Genomic DNA, 21638 nt, shown 5'->3' with positions numbered 1-21638 from the left:
GCGGCTCACCCCGCGGCCGCCACCAGCCCCTCCACCAGCCGCAGGTCGTCCCGGGCCTCGGGGTGCCACTGCACCCCCAGGGCGAAGGGCCTCTCCGGGTACTCCAGGGCCTCGACCGTGCCGTCCTGCGCGTGGGCGGTGGGGATCAGGCCCTCGCCCAGGCGGCCCACCGCCTGGTGGTGGTGGGTGGCGACGTCCAGGGCGTCCGGCAGCAGCCGGCCGGTCAGGGTGTCCGGCACGGGCTTGACCAGGTGGTCGGTGAAGGTGCCCGGTACGGGGTTGTGGTCCTCGTGGCCCACCTCGTCCGGCAGGTGCTGGACGAGCGTGCCGCCCGCGTGGACGTTCATCAGCTGCATGCCGCGGCAGATGCCGAGCACCGGGACGCCCGATTCCAGCGCGGCGCCGAGCAGGGCCAGCTCCCAGCGGTCGCGCTCGGGCACGGGGGCGCCGGCGCGCGGGTGCGGGCGTTCGCCGTAGAGGGCGGGGTCGAGGTCCTCGCCGCCCGCGAGGACCAGGCCGTCCAGCCGCGCGACCACCGCGGCGGCCGCCGCCGCGTCGTCCGGCGGCAGCATCACGGCCAGCCCGCCCGCCCGTTGGACGTACCGGGGGTAGGCGGTCGGCAGCAGCGCGGCGTGCAGGTGCCACGCCACGCCCCAGCGCGCCGGGGTGGAGTAGGTGGTGACGCCGATCAGGGGCCGGGGGCCAGCGTTCACGTGCGGTGTCCTTTCATGGGTCGTTCCTACGCGGGTTCAGTCGCGTGCCAGTTCCGCTTCCGCTGCAGCCAGTGCCGCGAACTCCTCCTCCGGCGCGCTCGCCACCAGGCGGTGCCGGCTGTAGAAGGCGAAGTACCCGGCGGCTACCGCGTACACGCCCAGCGCGATGAACGCGGCCGTCACGTCCACCAGGAAGGTGGCCACCAGCGCCGAGCAGGCCAGCAAGAACGCCACCGTCGAGGTCACGGCCCCGCCCGGGGTGCGGTAGGGGCGGGCCAGGCCCGGCTCGCGGCGGCGCAGCACGATGTGGGAGAGCGACATCAGCGCGTAGGAGATGGTGGCGCCGAACACCGCGACGTTGAGCATCCGTGCCCCGTCGCCGCTGGCGGCGGCCAGCGCGAAGCCGAGGGTGCCCGGCACCAGCAGGCCGAGCCAGGGGGCCTTGCGGCGGCTGGTGAGGGAGAGGAAGCGGGGGAGGTAGCCGGCTCGGGAGAGGGCGAAGAGCTGGCGGGAGCCGGCGTAGATGAGGGAGAAGAAGGAGGCCACCAGGCCCGCGAGCCCGGCGTAGTTGACGACGCGGCTCAGCGGGGTGGGCGGGCCGTCGCCCTGCAGCGCGGCGACCAGTGGATTGCCGGCGTCCTTCATGGCGTCGGCGCCGCCCGCACCGGTGGCGGCCAGGAAGGTGAGCAGGGCCAGGAGCAGCAGGATGCCCATCGAGGTGGCCATCGCCTTCGGGAGCGTGCGCGCCGGGTCGCGGGTCTCCTCGGCGGCCAGCGGCACGCCCTCGACCCCGAGGAAGAACCACATGCCGAACGGGAACGCCGCCCAGATGCCCAGCAGTCCGAACGGCAGCCAGGAGGAGGCGCCGAAGGCGTCGGGGTCGGCGGGGATGTCGTTCAGCCGGGCGGAGTCGAAGTCGGTGAGGGCGCCCGCGGCGAAGACGATCAGGGCGGCCACCGCCACCCCCGTCACCACGAAGCTGAACCGCAGCGCCTCGCCGACGCCCCACAGGTGGATGCCGATGAAGACGGCGAAGCAGGCCAGGTACACCGGCCAGGAGGAGGTGAGCCCGAACAGGTGCAGCGACTCGACGTAGTCGCCGATGAAGATCGAGATCGCCGCCGGTGCCAGCACGTACTCGATGAGGATGGCCGTGCCCGTCAGGAAGCCGCCCCAGGGGCCCAGCGCGCGGCGCGCGAAGCCGTAACCGCCGCCCGCCGTGGGGAGGATGGCGGCGAGTTCGGCGAGGGCGAAGACCATACAGGTGTACATCAGGCCCATCAGGGCGGCGGCGACGGCGAGTCCGCCGAAACCGCCCTGGGCGAGGCCGAAGTTCCAGCCGGAGAAGTCGCCGGAGACCACGTAGGCCACGCCCAGGCCGGTGAGCAGGAGGGGCCCCGCGCTGCCCCGGCGCAGGGTGCGCTTCTCGAGATAGCCGGGGGAGCCGCCGGGTGGGGCGGCGGGCGGGGCGCTGGGGGAGTCCGTGCGATCGGCCATGAGCCGCTCCTGCCTGGAAATGCCGGGGGGCAAAGGTTTTGCGCCATACCTTTGCCCTGCCGCCGGTCGAAAGGCAACCCCTCTGCGTTAAACCCGGGTTACTTCCCCGCGCCCCGCCGTCTCACGCCAGGAAGCCGCGCAGCAGTGCCGCCGTGCCGCAGCAGTGCTCGCGCATCACCTCGCGCGCCCCGTCCGCGTCCCGGTCCAGCACCGCCTCCACCAGGGCGGTGTGCTGCCGCTGGGAGTGCTCGAGGTTGCGCACCAGCAGCGGGATGCAGTCCAGCAGGTCGTTGACGGTCGCGCGGACGGCGGCGTACTGGGCGGCCAGTGTGGGCGATCCGGACAGCTCGGCCAGGGTGAGGTGGAGCAGGGTGTCCAAGCGGCGGTAGCCGGCCAGCGGCGCGTCGTGCGTGGCCGCCAGCGCCTCGCGCAGCCGCCGCTCCCGCTCGCCGGTCAGCCCGTGCGCGGCGCACAGCCCCGCCGCGCCCACCTCCAGCACCTCGCGGAAGCGCAGGGTGTCCTCGACGTCCACGGCCGCTATCCGGCGCCGCAGCTCCTCCTCGCCCGGCGACTGCGCCCTGGCCAGGACGAACGTGCCGCCGTAGCGGCCGCGCCGGCTCTCCACCAGCCCCTGGTCCTGCAGCACCTTGAGCACCTCGCGCAGCGTCACCCGGCTGATGTGCAACCGCTCGGCCAACTCGCGCTCCGCCGGTAGCCGTTCCCCCTGGGCCACCAGTCCCAGCCGCACGATCTGCAGGATCTGCTGCAGCGCCTCCTCGAAACCGTTGCCCGCCCGGACCGGTCGCAGCACCGGCGACAGCCGGTCCGTCACACGGTCGTTCATCCCGCCCCCTTCCCAATCAATGGTCTACGGCCCTACCTTAAGACCTCCGGTCGCACCGACAGGAGGCCCACCGTGGCAGACCGCATGCCCCCGCTCACGGTCGACGAGCTGCGCCGGCTCGTGGACACCGGGGAGATCGACACAGTCGTCCTCGCCTTCACGGACATGCAAGGACGGCTCCAGGGAAAGCGGTTCGCCGCCCGGTTCTTCCTCGACGACGTCCTCGACCACGGCACCGAGGGCTGCAACTACCTTCTCGCCGTGGACGTCGACCTCAACACCGTCGACGGATACGCCATGTCGTCCTGGGAACGCGGCTACGGCGACTTCGCCATGCGCGGCGACCTCACCACCCTGCGCCGCACCCCCTGGAACCCCGGCACCGCCCTGATGACCGCCGACCTGGCCTGGCACGACGGCTCACCCGTCGTCGCCTCCCCGCGCCAGATCCTGCGCCGCCAGCTCGACCGGCTCGCCGAACACGGCTGGAGCGCCTACGCGGGCACCGAGCTGGAGTTCATCGTCTTCAAGGACACCTACGAAGCGGCATGGAACCGCGGCTACCGCGACATGACGCCCGCCAACCAGTACAACAGCGACTACTCCGTCCTCGGCACCGGCCGCGTCGAACCCCTGCTGCGCCGCATCCGCAACGAGATGGGCGCCGCCGGGATGACCGTCGAGTCCGCCAAGGGCGAGTGCAACCTCGGCCAGCACGAGATCGCCTTCCGCTACGACGAGGCGCTGACCACCTGCGACCAGCACGCCGTCTACAAGACCGGTGCCAAGGAGATCGCCGCCCAGGAGGGCATGGCGCTCACCTTCATGGCCAAGTACAACGAGCGCGAGGGCAACTCCTGCCACATCCACCTCTCGCTGCGCGACGAGGCCGGGCGCCCCGTCCTCGCCGACGACGACGGCCCGTACGGCATGTCGACGACCATGCGGCACTTCCTCGCCGGACAGCTCGCCGCCCTGCGCGACTTCACCCTCCTGTACGCGCCGAACATCAACTCCTACAAGCGCTTCCGCCCCGGCTCCTTCGCCCCCACCGCCGTCGCCTGGGGCCCCGACAACCGCACCTGCGCCCTGCGCGTCGTCGGCCACGGCCACTCCCACCGCTTCGAGAACCGCCTCCCCGGCGGGGACGTCAACCCCTACCTCGCCGTCGCCGGCATGGTCGCCGCCGGGCTGTACGGCGTCGAGCACCAGCTCGAGCTCCCCGAGGCCTGCACCGGCAACGCCTACACCGGCGACGCCGCCCACGTCCCCGCCACCTTGCGCGAGGCGGCCGCGCTGTGGGAAAGCAGCCCCATAGCGCGGGCGGCCTTCGGAGACGAGGTCGTCGAGCACTACCTGCACATGGCGCGTGTCGAGCAGGAGGCGTACGACACCGCCGTCACGGATTGGGAGCGCTACCGCTCCTTCGAGCGGATGTGAGGACCACCGCGTTGGACATCGTCAACCCCGCCACCGAAGAGATCATCGCCACCGTCCCCGACTCCACCCGCCAGGACGTCGACGCCGCCGTCGCCCGCGCCGCGCGGGCGCAGACGGCCTGGGCCGCGCTGGCACCCGGCGACCGCGCCCGCCAGCTGCGCCGCTTCGCCGACGCGGTCGACGCGCACCTGGAGGAGCTGGCCGAGCTGGAGGTCCGCGAGGCCGGCCACCCCATCGGCAACGCCCGCTGGGAGGCGGGCAACGCCCGCGACCTGCTGGAATACGCGGCCGGGGGAGTGGAACGGCTGAGCGGCGCCCAGATCCCCGTCGCCGGCGGCCTCGACATCACCTTCCACGAACCGCTCGGCGTCGTCGCCGTCATCGCCCCGTGGAACTTCCCCCTGCCGATCGCCGCCTGGGGCCTGGCCCCCGCGCTGGCCGCCGGCAACGCCGTCCTCCTCAAGCCCGCCGAGACCACCCCGCTGACCGCCCTGCGCCTGGCCGCCCTCGCCCTGGAGGCCGGACTGCCCGAAGGCCTCTTCCAGGTCCTGCCCGGCGCCGGCCCGGTCGCCGGGGACGCGCTCGTCGAGCACCCCGGCGTCGCCAAGGTCGTCTTCACCGGCTCCACCGCCGTCGGCAAACAGATCATGGCCAAGTGCGCCACGACCCTCAAGCGCGTCACCCTCGAACTCGGCGGCAAGAGCCCCAACATCGTCTTCGCCGACGCCGACATCGAACGCGCCGCCGCCGCGGCACCCGGCGCGTTCCTCGACAACACCGGCCAGGACTGCTGCGCCCGCAGCCGCATCCTGGTCCAGCGCACCGTCTACGACCGGTTCATGGAACTGCTGGAACCGGCCGTGACGTCGTACGTGGTCGGCGACCCCGCCGACCCGGCGACACAGATGGGCCCGCTGATCTCCGCCGCGCAGCGCGAGCGCGTACGGTCCTACGTCCCCGAGACGGCGCCCGCCGCGATCCGCGGCGAGGCCCCGCGGGGCAAGGGGTTCTGGTACCCCGCGACCGTCCTCGAGGGTGCCCCCGGCGACCGGACGGCCACGGAGGAGATCTTCGGCCCCGTCGCCGTCGTCATCCCCTTCGACGACGAGGCCGAGGCGGTACGGATCGCCGACGCCACCCCCTACGGCCTGTCCGGCTCCATCTGGACCCGGGACCTCTCGCGCGCCCTGCGCGTCTCGCGGGCCGTCGCGGCCGGCAACCTCTCCGTCAACTCCCACAGCAGCGTCCGCTACTGGACGCCCTTCGGCGGCTTCAAGCAGTCGGGCATCGGCCGCGAGCTGGGCCCCGGAGCGCTGTCCGCCTTCACCGAGACCAAGAACGTCTTCGTCGCCATCGACCCCCTGGAGGAGACCCCGTGACCGACCAGACCCGCCCCGCGCCCGCGACAGGGGAAACCCCGGTCTGCCGCCGGCTCGTCGGCCGCACCGCCGTCGTCACCGGAGCCGGCAGCGGCATCGGCCTGGCCACCGCCCGCAGGCTCGCCTCCGAGGGCGCGAACGTCGTCTGCGCCGACATCGACGAGACCGCGGGCAAGGCCGCCGCGGCCGAGACCGGCGGGCTCTTCGTCAAGGTCGACGTCACCAGCCCCGAGGAGGTCGAGGCGCTCTTCAGGACCGCCCACGACACCTACGGCTCGGTCGACATCGCCTTCAACAACGCCGGCATCTCCCCGCCCGACGACGACTCCATCCTCACCACCGGGCTCGACGCCTGGAAGCGCGTCCAGGAGGTCAACCTCACCTCCGTCTACCTGTGCTGCAAGGCGGCGCTGCCGTACATGCGGGAGCAGGGCCGCGGCTCCATCATCAACACCGCCTCCTTCGTCGCCGTGATGGGCGCCGCCACCTCCCAGATCAGCTACACCGCCTCCAAGGGCGGCGTGCTCGCCATGTCCCGCGAGCTGGGCGTGCAGTTCGCCCGCGAGGGCATCCGGGTCAACGCGCTGTGCCCGGGGCCGGTGAACACCCCGCTGCTCAAGGAGCTCTTCGCCAAGGACCCCGAGCGCGCCGCCCGCCGCCTGGTGCACGTGCCGGTGGGCCGGTTCGCCGAGCCCGAGGAGATCGCGGCCGCCGTCGCCTTCCTCGCCAGCGACGACTCCTCCTTCGTCAACGCCGCCGAGTTCCTCGTGGACGGTGGCATCGCGGGCGCCTACGTCACCCCGCTGTAAGGTCCATGATCAAACGCCGGGACCGGGCCGTCACGCACCGGGCCCGGTCCCGGCGTGAGCCCTGCACCCACTCGCACCAAAGAGAGCACATGCGCACCAAGTCCGCCATCGTCGTCGGCCTCGCTGCCGCCGCGGCCCTCGCCGCCTCGGTCCCCGCCACCGCGGCCCCCGCCACCGCGGCCCCCGCCCACGACCGCGCGCCCCGCCAGAACTGCCCCCAGCTCGACAAGAAGCTCGCCTGGGCCGGCGACAACCGCGCCAAGCTGCAGAAGATGATCGACGAGCGCGGCACCTGCTCCGGCAACCGCGGCCCGCGCCCGGTCGCCGCGTTCGACTGGGACAACACCGTCGTCAAGAACGACATCACCGACGCCACGCTCGCCTGGGCCCTCAAGCACGACAAGATCCTGCGGCCCAAGAGCTGGAAGGCCACCAGCGCCTGGCTCACCACCGCCGCCGACAAGGCCCTGACCAAGGCCTGCGGCACCGCCGTGCCCGTCGGCCGGCCGCTGCCCACCTCGAAGAACACCGCCTGCGCCGACGAGATCTTCGAGATCCGCGAGAAGTCGCAGACCATGGCGGGCGACGCCGCCTTCGCCGGCGACTGGAACCACCGGCGCACGGTGCCCGCCTACGGCTGGATCCCGCAGCTGTTCGCCGGCCACACCCCCGCCGCCCTGACCTCCTTCGCCCGCCAGGCCCGCGCCGAGCAGCTCGCCGCGCCCATCGGCGCGAAGCAGACCGTCGGCACGCACACGATCGCCGGGTACATCCGCTACTACGACCAGCAGAAGGACCTCATCCGCACGCTCAAGGCGGCCGGCTTCGACGTCTACATCGTCTCCGCCTCCGCCGAGCCCATCGCCGAAGCCTGGTCCAGCGGCGTCGGCCTGGACCGCAAGCACACCATCGGCATCCGCAGCATCACCGAGCACGGCCGGCTGACCACGGCCATCAAGGGCTGCGGCGGCGTCGAGACCGGCCGCGGCGACGCCCTGCCGTACATGGACGGCAAGCGCTGCATGATCAACCAGGAGATCTTCAAGATCAAGGGGGCCAAGGCCTGGAAGCTGCAGGACCGCGCCCACCGCATCGCCCTGGGCGCGGGTGACGCCGACACCGACGTCACCTTCGTCAATGACGCCACCGGCGCGCACGTGGCCATCAACCGCAACAAGTCCGAGCTGATGTGCCGCGGCTACGACAACGCGGACGGCCGCTGGGTGGTCAACCCGATGTTCATCGAGCCCATGCCGCGCAAGTCCGGCACGTACCCCTGCTCGACCACCGGCGCCACGGCCGAGGACGGCTCGAGGATGCCGGTGCGCCGCGCCGACGGAAGCGTCATCCCGGACCAGGTGGACAAGGCGTTCTGACAGGCCGGTCCCTCACAGGAAGCCGCGCCCTCACAGGAACGCGTGACCCTCGCCCCGGTAGGTGGCGACCGTGTCGACGACGCGGTCGCCATCGACGAGGTGCAGCGCCGGGAAGCGCTCGCACAGCTCGCCCGCCTTCGCGTGCCGGAACCACACCTTGTCGCCGATCAGCAGATCGTCGGCCGGCTGACCCAGCAGCGGCGTCTGCACCTCGCCCGCGCCTTCCCGGGGCGCCAGGCGCAGCCCCGCCGGGAGATGGGGCACCGGCAGCCGGTCCGGGCCGGGCGCGCCGGAGGCGGGGTAGCCGCCGCCGAGCACCGTCACCACGCCCACCCCCGGCCGCCGCACCACCGGCAGCGCGAACAGCGCCGCCGGGCGGCCCCGGAAGCTGGTGTAGTCGTCGAACAGCCGCGGTACGTAGAGCCCCGAACCGGCCGCGACCTCCGTCACCGCGGGCTCGGCGGCCGTGTGCTGCACGCTGCCGGTGCCGCCGCCGTTGACGAACTCCAGGTCCGCCACCTCCCGTACCGCTCGCACCGCCTCGGCCCGCAGGGCCCGCAGCCGGTCGCGGGCGGCGGACTGCATCAGGCGGATCGCCCGCGCCCGCAGGGGCCGGCCCGAGGGGGCGTCACCCACGCCCGCCACATGGGCCTCGTAGGCCATCAGGCCCACCAGCCGGAAGCCGGGCCGCCGGTCGATGGCGCGGGCCAGCTCCGCCAGCCGCCCGGGTTCGCCGACCGGCGACCGTAACGCCCCGATCCGCACCCGTCCGCCCAGCAGCCGCAGCGAGACGTCCAACTCCAGGCACACCCGGACCTCTTCGCGCCCCGCGCGCGCCGCGTCGATCAGCGCCAGCTGGGCCGGGTCGTCCACCGTCACCGTGACCGCGGCCGCCAGCTTCGCGTCCGATGTCAGCTCGGCGAAGCCCGCCCGGTCCGCCGAGGGGTAGGCCAGCAGCACGTCCGCCACCCCCGAACGCGCCAGCCACAGCGACTCGGCGAGCGTGTAGCTCATCACCCCCGCGAAGCCGTCCCGCGCCAGCACCCGCTCCAACAGCGCCCGGCAGCGCACCGACTTGCTGGCCACCCGTACCGGCTTGCCGCGCGCCCGGCGCACCAGGTCGTCGGCGTTGGCGTCGAACGCCTGCAGGTCGACCACCGCCAGCGGGGCCTGCAGATGGGCGGTGGCCCGGTCGTAGCGCACTCGGTCGGAGGGCATGGAGGGCAGCTTGCCAGAGCCCGATTGCGCTGGACAGTGGCTGGGCGCGGGCGAATGGCACCCGCCGTGCCACGCACCGTAAAGTGGCGCGCACGCCGGGCTCTTCGGGCCGCGGCCGATGTCCGACATGAGGCGGTTCGCCGAGCCGGCTCGCGAGGGGGAGCGCAGAGCGTGAGCACCGACGCGGATGCCATGGCGCCGCCCGCCGCTCCCCGGTACGCGCCCCCGCCGCCGGAAACGCCGCCCACCGTGGGGCGGACCGCCCGTCGGCCGGGCGTGGCGGCCGCCGTCTGCCTGTTCGCCGGACTGGGGCTCATAGCAGGGTCCGTGGCCGGGACTTGGCTGACGGGCGGCACGCCCGAGCGCTCGGCCGCGGAGGCGGCGTACGAGCGCGGGGGCACCCTCTGGCGCGAGGTGCCCGTCGACGAGCTCTTCCCCCGCGGCATACACAGCGACGCGGCGGGCCCCGGCGGCGCCCGCCGCGACTGGACCCGCCTCGGAGTCGCCCCCGACGCCGGCTGCGCCGACGCCTTCGACCCCCCGCTCGACCGGGCCCTGGCCCCCGCCGGCTGCAAGCGCCTGCTGCGGGCCACCTACGCCGACGTCACCTCCTCGAGCGTGACCACCGTCGGACTGCTCGTCACGGACACCGACGCGCGGGGCATGCGGGCCCTGCGCGAGCGCTTCGCCCGCGAACGCCTCGACGAGCGCGCCGACCTGATGCCCCGCCCCTACGCGCCCCCCGGCACCGTCGCCGCACGCTTCGGCGACGCGCAGCGCGCCAGCTGGCACATCGACGTCCTGACGGACATTCCGGTCGTCGTCTACTCCGTCACCGGCTTCGCCGACGCCCGCACCGGCACCACGCCCCAGCCCGCCGCCCGCGCGGTGGCCCCCGGCGCGAGCACCGTCCCGGCCCAGGCGGGCCTCGGCCACGACGCGCGGGCACTCGCGGAAGAAGTGGAACGCATCTTCCGCGACGCCTCGCGCAAGACGGCACGGGAGGACGGCCGGTGACGGCGCGACGGCCGCGCCCGCGCCTGCTGGGCCTGCTCTCCGGCACCCTCGCCCTCACGGTGCTGGCGTCGGCCCCGGCCGCGCGGGCCGACGGCATCAGGGCGCAGGAATGGGCCCTGGAGGCACTGCACGCCGAGGAGGCCTGGCGGACGACCAAGGGCGCCGGCGTCACCGTCGCGGTGCTCGACACCGGCGTCGACGACGGCCACCCCGACCTGCGCGGCCGGGTGCTGCCGGGCAAGGACCTGATCGGCTTCGGCGCCGCGCGGGGCGAGCGGTCCTGGGCCCGGCACGGCACCGCCATGGCCGGGATCATCGCCGGGCGCGGGCACGGGCCGGGCGACGCCGACGGCGTCATGGGCGTCGCGCCGGAGGCCTCCGTCCTGCCGGTGCGGGTGATCCTCGAGGACGGCGACCCGGCACGCGCCAAGGCCCGCGGGGCGCGCGGCAGCGCCCTCGCCGACGGGATCCGCTGGGCCGCCGACCACGGCGCCGACGTGATCAACCTGTCCCTGGGGGACGACAGCGACACCGCGCACCCCGAGCCCCGCGAGGACGCCGCCGTGCAGTACGCGCTGAGCAAGGGCGCCGTCGTCGTCGCCTCGGCCGGCAACGGCGGCGAGAACGGCGACCACGTCTCCTACCCGGCCGCCTACCCCGGCGTGATCGCGGTGACGGCCGTCGACCGGTACGGGACGCGGGCGGCGTTCTCCACGCGCCGGTGGTACGCGACGGTCAGCGGGCCCGGCGTCGACGTCGTGATCGCCGATCCCGACCGGCGCTACTACGAGGGCTGGGGCACGAGCGCGGCCGCCGCGTTCGTCTCCGGCGTGGTCGCCCTGGTCCGGGCGGCCGACCCCGCCCTGAACGCGGCCCAGGTACGCGAACTGCTGGCGCGCACCGCGCGCGACACGCCGCCGGGCGGTCGGAGCGACGAGGTGGGTGCCGGGCTGGTGGATGCGGCGGCGGCGGTGGCCGCTGCGCGGCGGGCCGACGTGGGGACGCGGGCCGGGGGCGTGAGGCCGCCTCGCTATTTCGGGGGCGGGCCGGGGGCGGCTCCGGCGGGCGGGGCGCGGTACGTGCCGGGGGTGCCGGCCCTCGCGGCCGGTGGGGCCGGGGCCGGGCTGCTGGTCGCGGCCGGGGTGCTGCGGTGGCGTGGCGCGCGGCGGAGGGTTCTTCCCCCACCCCGCCCCTTCCCGCAGTGACAATGTGCGGCTCCGCCGCGTGGTGGGGGCAAGCCCCCCACCCCCGGACCGCGCTGCGCGCGGTGTCCTCAAACGCCGGACGGGCTGAGATCAGCCCGTCCGGCGCTTGAGGACCCAAGGCCCGGCGCCAAGGCCCGGCGTCCCCGCCGGATAGGCTCGGGCACGTGGCGCTCAAGAACATTCCCGATCCCGGTTTCTCCGACGACGACGGCTCCGCCGACGTCGCACTGACCGAGGCGCTCGCCGCCTGGGCGACCGATCCGGCCGCCGAGGGGCGGGTGCTGGCGGCCCTGCCGGGTGCGCGGCTGCTCGTACCGGTGGTGGCCGTGCTGGGTGAGGTGGAGACCGGGCCCGACGGGCTCAAGCGCGAGAAGACCAGCGACATGGCCGTGCCCACGCTGCAGGCCCCCGACGGGCGCCGGGCGCTGCCCGCGTTCACCTCCACCGAGTCGCTGGCCCGCTGGCGCGCGGACGCCCGGCCCGTGGCCGTGCCCCTGCACCAGGCGCTGCAGGCGGCCGCCCACGAGAAGGCGGACACGATCGTCCTGGACCTGGCCGGGCCCGTCACCTACCCGCTGACCGGCGCCGCCCTGCGGGCGCTGGCCGAGGGGCGCACCAGCGCCGACCCGCTGGCCGACCCGGCCGTCGCGGACGCGCTGCGCGCCGTCCTGGCGGCCGAGCCCGGCGTGCTGCGCGCGCACCTGGCCCCGGCCCGGGACGCCGACGGCACGCTGGCGCTGGCCCTGGTGCCGGAGGCGGCGGCCCCCGAGGTGGTGGGGCGCGTCGCCCAGGCGCTGGCGGCCGACGAGGTGCTGCGGGGCCGGCTGGTGCGCGGGCTGGACCTGGCCCTGCTGCCCGCGGAGACGAACGTCCCGGGAGAGGCGCTCTTCAGCCGCTGAGCCGCCGGTCCTCCGACGGGTCGCTGATCTCCGACAGGCGTGGCGCGGTGGATCGTCCGACAATTGCCGTGGACAGTCCACCGATCCTCAGGAGGACGCCATGGACGCCCTGAAGAACGTGAAACCGGCCCTCGAGAACCTCGACCCGGTGAAGACGAGGACCATCGCCGCGGAATTCATCGGAACCCTGCTGCTGGTCTTCTTCGCCGTCGGATCCGTCGTCCTGGCGGCCGACTACATCGGTGTCCTGGGCATCGCGCTGGCCTTCGGCTTCACTCTTCTGGCCCTCGCGTACGCCCTGGGCCCGGTCTCGGGCTGCCACGTCAACCCGGCGGTGACGCTGGGGATGCTGCTGGAGCGCCGGATCACCCTGCACACGGCGATCGAGTACTGGATCGCCCAGCTGCTCGGCGGCATCGTCGGCGCGGCGATCCTCTTCCTGCTGGCCAAGCAGGTGCCGGGCATCAAGACCCACGGGGCGTTCGGCAGCAACGGCTTCGCCGACCGCTCGGCCGTGCGCCTGAACACGGGCGGCGCGTTCCTCGCCGAGGTCGTGCTGACCTTCCTGCTGGTCTTCGTGGTGCTCGCGGTGACGCACCGGGTGGCGGTGGTCGGCTTCGACGGGCTGGCCATCGGCCTGGCCCTGGCCGTGGTCCACATCGTGGGCGTGCCGCTGACCGGTACGTCCGTCAACCCGGCCCGCAGCATCGGCCCGGCCCTCTTCGCGGGCGGCCCGGCGCTGTCCCAGCTGTGGCTGTTCATCGTCGCCCCGCTGATCGGCGCCGCACTGGCCGCCTACGCGCACCGGGTCACCCATCCGCGGCACGGGGAGGCCATCGTCGCGAACGACCGGGCCGCTCCCGAGAAGCTGCCCCCGCCGCCGGAGAAGCCGGGCCGGGCCGGCGCGGCCTGACCCGTATCCTCCGCCCTGCCGGGCGTCAGGAGTAGACGGGCCCGGTGAACTTCTCGCCGGGCCCCTGGCCGGGCTCGTCCGGGACCACGGAGGCCTCGCGGAAGGCGAGCTGCAGCGACTTCAGGCCGTCGCGCAGCGGCGCGGCGTGGAAGTTGCTGATCTCGGTGGCGCTCGCGGTGACCAGACCGGCCAGGGCGTGGATCAGCTTCCTGGCCTCGTCGAGGTCCTTGTGCTGGTCGCCCTCCTCGGCCAGGCCCAGGTTGACCGCCGCGGCGCTCATCAGGTGCACCGCGACCGTGGTGATCACCTCGACCGCGGGGACGTCCGCGATGTCGCGCGTCATGGTGTCGAAGTCCGGGGCCCGGTCGTTGCCCGGGGTGGCCTCGGGGGTGGCGTCGCTCATCGTTGCTCTTCCGTTTCTTCCTGTTCCGCACCGGAACGCTGTGCCCAGCCTAGGCCGTGCCCCCGCGGACCCGGCCGAGGGCCCGGCCGCGCCCGGACAGCGGCCCGGTCGCGCCCGGGTGGGGGTCGGGCCGGGTCGCTGGTATGCTGGTGAGCGACCGGCCGGACACCTGTGTGCCCGGCCCACAAGTGGAGGCTCCGATCTCCCACCTCCCCGGCCCACGGTCGGAAGGTCTCGGGTCTGACAGGACCCATCGTTCCGTACGGACGATGGGAAGCTGTCTATCGCGCCTCGCGGTTCACCGCGGCGGTGCTCCCTGAGTGTGAGGAGCCCTGCCTGTGACCCGTCCGGGGCGTTTTTTGCGTCTCGCGCGACGCGGCGGTCATACCGAACAGACGTTACGCGGCTGTCCGCCAGGCGGCCGTGTGGTGCTACCGAGGAGGCCCCATCAGCGCCGAGCCCCGCATCAACGACCGGATCCGAGTCCCCGAGGTGCGACTTGTCGGTCCCAGTGGCGAGCAGGTCGGCATCGTGCCGCTTGCCAAGGCACTGGAGCTTGCGCAGGAATACGACCTCGACCTGGTCGAGGTGGCGGCGAACGCCCGTCCGCCGGTCTGCAAGCTCATGGACTACGGGAAGTTCAAGTACGAGTCGGCCATGAAGGCCCGTGAGGCGCGCAAGAACCAGGCGCACACGGTCATCAAGGAGATGAAGCTCCGGCCGAAGATCGACCCGCACGACTACGACACCAAGAAGGGTCACGTCGTCCGGTTCCTCAAGCAGGGCGACAAGGTCAAGATCACGATCATGTTCCGTGGTCGCGAGCAGTCCCGGCCCGAGCTGGGCTACCGACTGCTGCAGCGCCTCGCGGAAGACGTCCAGGAGCTGGGTTTCGTCGAGTCGAACCCCAAGCAGGACGGCCGCAACATGATCATGGTCCTCGGTCCGCACAAGAAGAAGACCGAGGCGATGGCCGAAGCCCGCGAGGCGCAGGCCGCTCGCAAGGCGGAGCGCCAGGGTGGATCCACCGCGGACGCCGCCGAGGAGCCCGCAGAGGCGTGATCCAGGGCTGCGCCCCGGATCGCCCCGGGGTATCCGCCCCGGACAGCAACCGAACACAGCTGACGCTACCCGTGTGCCCGGATCCGGGCCGGGGAGCGCCACCGACGAGGAGATACGGCGCATGCCGAAGAACAAGACGCACTCCGGTGCCAGCAAGCGCTTCAAGATCACTGGCTCCGGCAAGGTCATGCGCGAGCGTGCCGGCAAGCGCCACCTGCTCGAGCACAAGTCGTCCAAGCTGACGCGTCGCCTCACCGGCAACGCCGAGATGGCCCCGGGCGACGCCGCGAAGATCAAGAAGCTTCTCGGCAAGTGACGCCCTGCGCCCCGTGCGAACGGGGCGCGCGTCGGACCGGGACCTATCGATTTCGGGTCGTGTGAGAACCCACGGCCCCGCTACAAGGAGTTAACAAGTGGCACGCGTCAAGCGCGCAGTCAACGCGCACAAGAAGCGCCGGGCGATCCTCGAGCAGGCCAGCGGCTACCGCGGCCAGCGGTCGCGTCTGTACCGCAAGGCCAAGGAGCAGGTCACCCACTCCCTGGTCTACAACTACAACGACCGCAAGAAGCGCAAGGGCGACTTCCGTCAGCTGTGGATCCAGCGCATCAACGCCGCTGCCCGCCAGAACGGCATGACCTACAACCGCCTCATCCAGGGCCTGAAGGCCGCCAACATCGAGGTGGACCGCAAGATCCTGGCCGAGCTCGCGGTCAACGACATGAACGCGTTCGCCGCGCTCGTCGAGGTCGCGCAGAAGGCGCTGCCGGCCGACGTCAACGCGCCGAAGGCTGCCGCCTGATCCGGTGCCGCGAGGCATCGTTCGCTTAGGCACTGACCGGACCCGCAGGCCCTGACGGCCTGCGGGTCCGGTTGCGTCCGGCGCCGGACACCGGCGCACCCCCCAGCAACCGAAAGTGAGCCCATGGCGGCCCCCGAGCTGACCTCCCTGCGATCGCCCCGTGTCGTCGCGGCCCGCCGACTGGCCAAGCGCAGCTTCCGCGGCAAGGAGCGCCGCTTCCTGGCGGAGGGCCCGCAGTCCGTGCGCGAGGCCATCGGGCACCTGATCGAGCTGTATGTGACGCCCGACGCCGCCGAGCGGCACGCGGACATCGTCGCCGCCGCGCTCGAGGCCGGGGTGCCGGTACTGACCGCCACCGACGAGGTCGTCGCGGAGATGTCGGAGACCGTCACCCCGCAGGGCCTGGTCGGCCTGTGCCGCTTCCTGGACACCCCTTTCGAGGAGATCCTGGCCGCCCGGCCCCGGCTGGTGGCCGTCCTGGCGCACGTGCGCGACCCCGGCAACGCCGGTACCGTCCTGCGCTGCGCGGACGCCGCGGGCGCCGACGCCGTGGTCCTCACCGACGCCTCGGTCGACCTGTACAACCCCAAGTCCGTCCGCGCCTCCGTCGGCTCGCTCTTCCACCTGCCGGTCGCCGTGGGCGTCCCCGTCGAGCAGGCCGTCGAGGGCCTCAAGGCCGCCGGGGTGCGCATCGTGGCCGCCGACGGCGCCGGGGACCGCGACCTGGACGCGGAGCTGGACCAGGGCACCATGGGCGGGCCGACCGCCTGGGTCTTCGGCAACGAGGCCTGGGGCCTGCCGGAGGAGACCCGGGCGCTCGCGGACGCCGTGGTGCGCGTGCCGATCCACGGCAAGGCCGAGTCCCTCAACCTCGCCACGGCCGCCGCCGTGTGCCTGTACGCCTCCGCTCGTGCGCAGCGCGCGTCCGGAGGGTGCCGCTCCGTGACCTCCAGCTAGTAGGGTTGGCGCTCCGGGGGCTCGGGAGGGGGTGCGGATGAAGTACGTCAGAACTTCCGGGAGCGTGGCCGGCACCTGCCCGGCGGCCTCCCCGCCGGGCTTCGCCCTGCACCCCGACGAACTGCCCGACGGCCTGGTCGTCGCCGACGCGGCGGGCCGGGTGACCTGCTTCAACACCGCCGCCGCCCGCATCACGGGCGTCCGCCCCGCCGACGCCGTCGGCCGGGCGCTGGAGACCGCCCTGCCGCTGGAGGACCTGGACGGCCGCCGTTGGTGGTCCCTGACCGACCCCTACGGGGGCCTGGCCACCCGCACCGGACAGCCCGAGCGCAATCTGCTGCTGCCGGGCGGCCGGCAGGTGCTGGTCTCCGCCCGGTACGTGCGCGAACGGGCGGGCGGGCCCGTGGTGCGCGTGGTGGTCCAGCTGCGCGGCACCGAGGCGCGCCGCCGCACCGAGCGCAGCCACGCCGAGCTGATCGCCACCGTCGCCCACGAGCTGCGCTCCCCGCTGACCTCCGTCAAGGGCTTCACGGCCACCCTGCTGGCCAAGTGGGAGCGGTTCACCGACGACCAGAAACGGCTGATGCTGGAGACCGTCGACGCCGACGCCGACCGGGTCACGCGCCTGATCGCCGAGCTGCTGGACATCTCCCGGATCGACTCCGGCCGTCTGGAGGTGCGCCGGCAGCCGGTGGACATCGCCGCGGCCGTGCGCCGGCACGTCGCGACGTACACCCGGGCCGGGCTGCGGCCCGAGCGGTTCGAGATCAAGGTCGCCGAGTCGCTGCCCGCGCTGTGGGCCGACCCCGACAAGATCGACCAGGTGCTGGGCAACCTCCTGGAAAACGCGGTGCGCCACGGCGAGGGAACGGTCACCATAGAGGTGTCACCAGCACGGACGAAGGCGCACGCGGAGGGGACGGCGGTCACCGTGAGCGATGAGGGCCCCGGCATCCCGGAGGAGTCGATGGCCCGCGTCTTCACCCGTTTCTGGCGGGGCAGCAAGCGCGGTGGCACCGGCCTGGGCCTGTACATCGTCAAGGGCATCATCGAGGCCCACGGCGGAACGATCACCGTGGGCCGGGCCGCCCGGGGCGGCGCCCAGTTCCGGTTTACCCTGCCCGTGGGCGCCCCGGCCTTCCTCACCCAGGCCTGAAGCCGCGCCCCACGGGCTCACCGGACGGAGCGCGCCCCTTAGACTCGACCTTTGGCACCTTTGGCACCACCTTTTGGCCCGCCTCTGGGAACGTCGCCGGGCGGAATACCGCGCAGCGAAGCGAAGCCAGCGAATCGGAAGCACGGGAAGAGATGTCGGCACCGAATAAGTCGTACGACCCTGTCGAGGTCGAGGCACTGAAACCGCAAGAGATCGAGCGGATGCGGGACGAGGCGCTCGCCGCCTTCGCCGCGGCCGCCGACCTGGACGCCCTGCGGGAGGCGAAGGCCGCCCACATGGGCGACCGTTCCCCGCTGGCCCTGGCCAACCGCGAGATCGGTGCCCTTCCGCCGCAGGCCAAGGCCGAGGCCGGCAAGCGCGTGGGCATGGCCCGCGGCGCCGTGAACAAGGCGCTGGCCGCCCGCCAGGCCGAGCTGGAGGCCGAGCGCGACGCCCGCGTCCTGGTGGAGGAGGCGGTCGACGTCACCCTGCCCCACGACCGGATCCCCGCCGGCGCCCGGCACCCGCTGACCACGCTCTGCGAGCGCATCGAGGACGTCTTCGTGGCCATGGGCTACGAGGTCGCCGAGGGCCCCGAGGTCGAGGCGGAGTGGTTCAACTTCGACGCCCTGAACTTCGAGCCCGACCACCCGGCCCGCGCCATGCAGGACACCTTCTTCGTCCAGGGCTCGGACCAGAAGGCCGCCGAGTCCGGCATCGTGCTGCGCACCCACACCTCCCCGGTGCAGGTCCGCTCGATGCTCGACCGCGAGCCCCCCGTCTACGTGGTCTGCCCCGGTCGCGTCTACCGCACCGACGAGCTGGACGCCACGCACACCCCGGTCTTCCACCAGGTCGAGCTCCTCGCCATCGACGAGGGCCTGACCATGGCCGACCTCAAGGGCACCATCGAGCACATGGTGCGCTCGCTGTTCGGCGAGGGCCTGACCACCCGGCTGCGCCCGAACTACTTCCCGTTCACCGAGCCCTCCGCCGAGCTGGACATGGAGTGCTACGTCTGCCGCGGCGAGTCGGTCGGCAACCCCGAGAAGGCCTGCCGGACCTGCTCCAGCGAGGGCTGGATCGAGCTGGGCGGCTGCGGCATGGTCAACCCCCGGGTGCTGGTCGCCGCGGGCATCGACCCGGAGAAGTACAGCGGATTCGCCTTCGGGTTCGGCATCGAACGGATGCTGATGTTCCGCCACAACGTCGAGGACATGCGAGACATGGTCGAGGGTGACGTGCGCTTCACCCGGCCGTTCGGGATGGAGATCTGATGCGCGCCCCGCTTTCCTGGCTGCGGGAATACGTCGACCTGCCGGCGGGCGAGACCGGCCGTGACGTACAGGCCAAGCTCATCGCCGCCGGTCTCGAGGTCGAGCGCGTCGAGCAGCTCGGCACCGACATCAAGGGCCCCCTGGTCGTCGGCAAGGTCCTCACCATCGAGGAGCTCGAGGGCTTCCGCAAGCCGATCCGCTTCTGCACCGTCGACGTCGGCGACGCCAACGGCAGCGGCCAGCCGCAGGAGATCGTCTGCGGCGCCCGCAACTTCTCCGTCGGCGACAAGGTCGTCGTCGTGCTGCCCGGCGCCGTGCTGCCCGGCGACTTCGCCATCGCCTCCCGCAAGACCTACGGCAAGGTCTCGCACGGCATGATCTGCTCCGGCGAGGAGCTGGGCATGGGCGACGACGGCACGCACGGCATCATCGTGCTGCCGCAGGAGTGCGAGCCCGGCACCGACGCCATCGAGCTGCTGCAGCTCGCCGACGAGGTCCTGGACATCGCCGTCACCCCCGACCGGGGCTACTGCCTGTCGATGCGCGGCATCGCCCGCGAGGCCGCCACCGCCTACGGCCTGCCGCTGCGCGACCCGGCCCTGCTGGACGTGCCCGCGCCCAACAGCTACGGCTACCCCGTCCACGTCGCCGACCCCACCGGCTGCGACCGCTTCACCGCCCGCACGGTCACCGGCCTCGACCCCGAGGCGCGCTCCCCGATCTGGCTGCAGCGCCGCCTGCAGAAGGCGGGCATGCGCCCGGTCTCGCTGGCCGTGGACATCACCAACTACGTGATGCTCGAGCTGGGCCAGCCGCTGCACGCCTACGACCGCTCCCGCCTGGACGGGACGATCGGCGTGCGCCGCGCCCACGCCGGCGAGAAGCTCACCACCCTCGACGGCACCAAGCGCGTCCTGGACGCCGAGGACCTGGTCATCACCGACAACCGCGGCCCCATCGGGCTCGCCGGTGTCATGGGCGGCGCCGACACCGAGATCGCGGACCACGCGGCCGCTCAGGGCACCACCGAGGTCGTCATCGAGGCCGCCCACTTCGACCCGGTCGCCGTCGCCCGCGCCGCGCGCCGCCACAAGCTGTCCTCGGAGGCCTCCAAGCGCTTCGAGCGCGGCGTCGACCCGCAGGCCGCCTCCGCGGCCGCCCAGCGCACCGTCGACCTGCTGGTGCTGCTGGCCGGCGGTACCGCCGAGGCCGGCGTCACCGAGCTGGTCGCCCCCAGCGGCCCCCGCACGATCTCCATCAGCGCCGACCACCCGGACCGCGTCGCGGGCGTGGAGTACGGCCGCGAGACCGTCGTGCGCCGCCTGCAGGAGGTGGGCTGCGACGTCTACGGGCAGGACGAGCTGATCGTCACCGTGCCCAGCTGGCGCCCGGACCTCACCGACCCCAACGACCTCGCCGAGGAGGTCATCCGGCTCGAGGGCTACGAGAACCTTCCCTCCACCCTCCCGCAGCCGCCCGCCGGCCGCGGTCTGACCGCGCGCCAGCGCCTGCACCGCCGCACCGGCCGGGCCCTGGCCGGCGCCGGGTACGTCGAGGCGCTGAACTACCCCTTCATCGGGGAGTGGGCCCTGGACCACCTGGGCCTGGAGGCCGACGACCCGCGCCGCACCGCCGTGCGCCTGGTCAACCCGCTCTCCGACGCCGAGCCGCTGCTGCGCACCACGCTGCTGCCGGGGCTGTTCGCCGCCCTGCGCCGCAACGACAGCCGCGGCGAGCACGACCTGGCGCTCTTCGAGACCGGCCTGGTCTTCCGGCCGACCGGCGAGGAGATCGCCCCCGTCCGGCTGCCCGTCGACCGCCGTCCCACCGACGAGGAGATCGCCGGCCTCGACGCCGCGCTGCCCCGGCAGCCGCGCCGCGCAGCCGTCGTCCTCGCCGGGGCCCGCGAGCGGGCCGGCTGGTGGGGCCAGGGCCGCCCGGCCACCTGGGCGGACGCCGTCGAGGCGGGTCGCCTGGTGGCCCGCGAGGCCGGCGTCGAGCTGATCGTCCGCCAGGACCAGCAGGCGCCGTTCCACCCCGGCCGCTGCGCCGCGCTGCTCGCCGTGATCGACGGCGAGGAGGTGCTCGTCGGCAACGCCGGTGAGCTCCACCCGCGCGTGACCAAGGCCTTCGGCCTGCCGGAGCGCACCTGCGCGATGGAGATCGAGCTGGACCGCCTGGAGCAGGCGGGCACCGGCGCCGTCGAGGCCCCGCACGTGTCCTCCTTCCCGGTGGCCACCCAGGACGTCGCGCTCGTCGTGGACGCCTCGGTCGCCGCGGCCGACGTCGAGGCCGCGCTGCGGGCCGGCGCCGGCGAGCTGCTGGAGTCGCTGCGCCTGTTCGACGTCTTCACCGGCACCCAGCTCGGCGAGGGCAGGAAGTCGCTGGCCTACGCGCTGCGCTTCCGTGCCGACGACCGCACCCTGACCGCCGAGGAGGCCTCGGCGGCCCGTGACGCGGCGGTCCGCTCGGCCGTCGAGCACACGGGTGCGGTGCTGCGCGGCGCGTAGCACCACCACGGCCGTCGCGCCGTCAGCGCCTGCGAGGGGCGCCCCGGATCTCCGGGGCGCCCCTCCAGCCTTTCACGCACCGTCAGCGAGGCACGCTCCGAATGTCACTCAATGGGGTGGAATCAGGGGGTCAAGTCGTTACTTCCGGCTGACCACTCGAAAG

The 21638-nt window shown here is 73.5% G+C and carries 20 protein-coding genes; 15 read left to right on the top strand and 5 right to left on the bottom strand.

Going from position 1 to position 21638, the window contains the following annotated elements; genetic code table 11:
• Positions 1-5: 5 nt before the first annotated feature.
• The 3 genes from ACIG36_RS22890 to ACIG36_RS22880 form a co-directional block, all read right to left on the bottom strand.
• On the bottom strand, positions 6-713 hold the full coding sequence (locus tag ACIG36_RS22890) for a gamma-glutamyl-gamma-aminobutyrate hydrolase family protein (protein WP_399930731.1): 708 nt from the start codon (positions 711-713) through the stop codon (positions 6-8).
• Positions 714-749: 36 nt separating this feature from the next.
• Entirely contained in the window at positions 750-2210 is a 1461-nt protein-coding gene (eat, locus tag ACIG36_RS22885) for an ethanolamine permease (protein ID WP_399930729.1), read from the bottom strand.
• A 121-nt stretch (positions 2211-2331) separates the two neighbouring features.
• Complete coding sequence (locus tag ACIG36_RS22880) at positions 2332-3054, bottom strand: FadR/GntR family transcriptional regulator (protein WP_399930726.1); 723 nt, start codon at positions 3052-3054, stop codon at positions 2332-2334.
• Between the two features lie 72 nt (positions 3055-3126).
• On the opposite strand from ACIG36_RS22880, the gene ACIG36_RS22875 reads away from it, so the two are divergent.
• The 4 genes from ACIG36_RS22875 (at position 3127) to ACIG36_RS22860 (ending at position 8058) form a co-directional block, all read left to right on the top strand.
• Positions 3127-4494 carry a glutamine synthetase family protein gene (locus ACIG36_RS22875; RefSeq protein WP_399930723.1) on the top strand — a complete coding sequence of 456 codons (1368 nt, stop codon included), beginning with the start codon at positions 3127-3129 and terminating at the stop codon, positions 4492-4494.
• Positions 4495-4505: 11 nt separating this feature from the next.
• The gene (locus tag ACIG36_RS22870; protein ID WP_399930720.1) at positions 4506-5873 is read left to right on the top strand and encodes an aldehyde dehydrogenase family protein; all 1368 of its coding nucleotides are present in this window, start codon (positions 4506-4508) and stop codon (positions 5871-5873) included.
• Positions 5870-6682, top strand: coding sequence for a 3-oxoacyl-ACP reductase (locus ACIG36_RS22865; RefSeq protein WP_399930717.1), 813 nt, complete (start codon positions 5870-5872; stop codon positions 6680-6682). The genes ACIG36_RS22870 and ACIG36_RS22865 overlap by 4 nt, the downstream gene beginning before the upstream one ends.
• An 89-nt stretch (positions 6683-6771) precedes the next feature.
• On the top strand, positions 6772-8058 hold the full coding sequence (locus tag ACIG36_RS22860; RefSeq protein WP_399930715.1) for a haloacid dehalogenase-like hydrolase: 1287 nt from the start codon (positions 6772-6774) through the stop codon (positions 8056-8058).
• A 30-nt stretch (positions 8059-8088) separates the two neighbouring features.
• Here the strand turns inward: ACIG36_RS22860 and ACIG36_RS22855 are convergent, their stop codons facing one another.
• Positions 8089-9276, bottom strand: coding sequence for an amino acid deaminase/aldolase (locus ACIG36_RS22855; RefSeq protein ID WP_399930712.1), 1188 nt, complete (start codon positions 9274-9276; stop codon positions 8089-8091).
• Between the two features lie 171 nt (positions 9277-9447).
• Here ACIG36_RS22855 and ACIG36_RS22850 point away from each other — a divergent pair, with 171 nt between their 5' ends.
• The 4 genes from ACIG36_RS22850 to ACIG36_RS22835 all read left to right on the top strand — a co-directional run bounded on the left by ACIG36_RS22850 (position 9448) and on the right by ACIG36_RS22835 (position 13310).
• The gene (locus ACIG36_RS22850) at positions 9448-10293 is read left to right on the top strand and encodes a hypothetical protein (protein ID WP_399930709.1); all 846 of its coding nucleotides are present in this window, start codon (positions 9448-9450) and stop codon (positions 10291-10293) included.
• Positions 10290-11498: a type VII secretion-associated serine protease mycosin gene (gene mycP / locus ACIG36_RS22845; protein ID WP_399930706.1), complete on the top strand. Its 1209-nt coding sequence runs from the start codon at positions 10290-10292 to the stop codon at positions 11496-11498. The genes ACIG36_RS22850 and mycP overlap by 4 nt, the downstream gene beginning before the upstream one ends.
• 164 nt (positions 11499-11662) lie before the next feature.
• Complete coding sequence (locus tag ACIG36_RS22840) at positions 11663-12397, top strand: SseB family protein (protein WP_399930703.1); 735 nt, start codon at positions 11663-11665, stop codon at positions 12395-12397.
• A 100-nt stretch (positions 12398-12497) separates the two neighbouring features.
• Complete coding sequence (locus tag ACIG36_RS22835) at positions 12498-13310, top strand: MIP family channel protein (protein ID WP_399930701.1); 813 nt, start codon at positions 12498-12500, stop codon at positions 13308-13310.
• A 25-nt stretch (positions 13311-13335) separates the two neighbouring features.
• Here ACIG36_RS22835 and ACIG36_RS22830 read toward each other — a convergent pair whose 3' ends face one another.
• Positions 13336-13713 carry a DUF1844 domain-containing protein gene (locus ACIG36_RS22830; protein ID WP_399930698.1) on the bottom strand — a complete coding sequence of 126 codons (378 nt, stop codon included), beginning with the start codon at positions 13711-13713 and terminating at the stop codon, positions 13336-13338.
• Positions 13714-14136: 423 nt separating this feature from the next.
• Here ACIG36_RS22830 and infC point away from each other — a divergent pair, with 423 nt between their 5' ends.
• The 7 genes from infC to pheT all read left to right on the top strand — a co-directional run bounded on the left by infC (position 14137) and on the right by pheT (position 21475).
• Entirely contained in the window at positions 14137-14775 is a 639-nt protein-coding gene (gene infC / locus ACIG36_RS22825) for a translation initiation factor IF-3 (RefSeq protein WP_190064994.1), read from the top strand.
• A gap of 121 nt (positions 14776-14896) precedes the next feature.
• Positions 14897-15091: a 50S ribosomal protein L35 gene (gene rpmI, locus ACIG36_RS22820; RefSeq protein WP_399930694.1), complete on the top strand. Its 195-nt coding sequence runs from the start codon at positions 14897-14899 to the stop codon at positions 15089-15091.
• Between the two features lie 97 nt (positions 15092-15188).
• Positions 15189-15575 carry a 50S ribosomal protein L20 gene (rplT, locus tag ACIG36_RS22815; protein ID WP_004944290.1) on the top strand — a complete coding sequence of 129 codons (387 nt, stop codon included), beginning with the start codon at positions 15189-15191 and terminating at the stop codon, positions 15573-15575.
• A gap of 123 nt (positions 15576-15698) precedes the next feature.
• Positions 15699-16532 carry a TrmH family RNA methyltransferase gene (locus ACIG36_RS22810; RefSeq protein WP_399930691.1) on the top strand — a complete coding sequence of 278 codons (834 nt, stop codon included), beginning with the start codon at positions 15699-15701 and terminating at the stop codon, positions 16530-16532.
• Positions 16533-16569: 37 nt separating this feature from the next.
• Positions 16570-17688, top strand: a complete 1119-nt coding sequence (locus tag ACIG36_RS22805) for an ATP-binding protein (RefSeq protein ID WP_399930688.1) — start codon at positions 16570-16572, stop codon at positions 17686-17688.
• 152 nt (positions 17689-17840) lie between these two features.
• The gene (gene pheS / locus ACIG36_RS22800; protein ID WP_399930685.1) at positions 17841-18965 is read left to right on the top strand and encodes a phenylalanine--tRNA ligase subunit alpha; all 1125 of its coding nucleotides are present in this window, start codon (positions 17841-17843) and stop codon (positions 18963-18965) included.
• The gene (gene pheT / locus ACIG36_RS22795) at positions 18965-21475 is read left to right on the top strand and encodes a phenylalanine--tRNA ligase subunit beta (protein WP_399930682.1); all 2511 of its coding nucleotides are present in this window, start codon (positions 18965-18967) and stop codon (positions 21473-21475) included. Before pheS ends, pheT begins: the two co-directional genes overlap by 1 nt.
• Positions 21476-21638 lie beyond the last annotated feature (163 nt).

It is taken from the genome of Streptomyces sp. NPDC053048 (assembly GCF_044547045.1).
Classification (GTDB): Bacteria; Actinomycetota; Actinomycetes; order Streptomycetales; family Streptomycetaceae; genus Streptomyces.
Note: the sequence above shows the minus strand (reverse complement) of the source record. Positions and strands in the feature narration are given on the sequence as shown.